Annotated in this window: 1 protein-coding gene; it reads left to right on the top strand. The window is 58.4% G+C overall.

The window, feature by feature from the left end; all coding sequences use genetic code 11:
- Positions 1-67: 67 nt before the first annotated feature.
- The coding region (locus tag PG879_RS20450; RefSeq protein ID WP_210600941.1) for an IS1595 family transposase at positions 68-972 on the top strand (905 nt) is incomplete at its 3' end.

Genomic DNA, 972 nt, shown 5'->3' on the forward strand with positions numbered 1-972 from the left:
GGCGCTGTCCCAATTACATGTTGAAAGGCTAACCTTGAAGTAGGTCATCACCCTGAGGGCCTCCATCATGGATACCCAAGCCTTTCAACATCTACTGTCTCTCTTTCCACAGCTCACCATGCGCCAGCGTCGCCTCGCGCAACATGAACTCACTACCCCTCACCCAATCACCTCGCTGGCCGCTCAACTCCCCGCTTGTCGATGTTGCCCTCACTGTCAGGCCGAGGCTACGCAGTTGGCTCCCTGGGGTTGGAGTCGAGGGCTGCGTCGTTATCGCTGCAAGCAGTGTCTGCGCACCAGTTCCGTTCTCACCAAGACGCCTCTGGCTCGACTTCGCAAGGCACAATGCTGGGAAGACTACGCCCAGGCCCTCATCGACGGTCTGACCGTCCGACAGGCTGCCGTCCGCTGCGGAGTCTGTAAAAACACCGCCTTCTTGTGGCGTCACCGCTTCCTGAAAGCCATGGCGAGTCACCAGGCGGCACGGGAAGGGGGTATCGTCGAGGTTGATGAGACCTTCTTCTTGGAGTCGTTTAAAGGGCAACGTGGTTTGCCCCGCCCGGCCCGCCACCGTGGGGGCAAAGGCCGTACCCGAGGCACAGGGCCGGATTACATCCCGGTGATGGTGGTTCAGGACCGGGCTGGTCACCATGCGGATTTTCAGTTGGAGAAAATGAATGCCGAGACGGTGATAGCTGTTTTGACACCCCTTGTCTCGTCAGATGCGGTGTTGTGTAGCGACGGCGCCGGGGTGTATGCCAGTTTCAGCAAAGCGCAGGGAGTGACCCATCAGGTCGTGCGCAATCGTCAAGGCGAGCGTGTGGTTGGCGCGTACCACATCCAGCATGTAAACGGATATCACCGTCGATTGAAAGAGTGGATGGAGCGGTTCCATGGGGTAGCGACCCACTATCTGAGAAATTATCTGGGTTGGCGAAGGATGTTGGAGCGCTACGGGCGGGAAGTGAATGT

Origin of the sequence: Aeromonas sp. QDB63, assembly GCF_027707425.1 — a bacterium.
GTDB classification, from domain to species: Bacteria; Pseudomonadota; Gammaproteobacteria; order Enterobacterales; family Aeromonadaceae; genus Aeromonas; species Aeromonas caviae.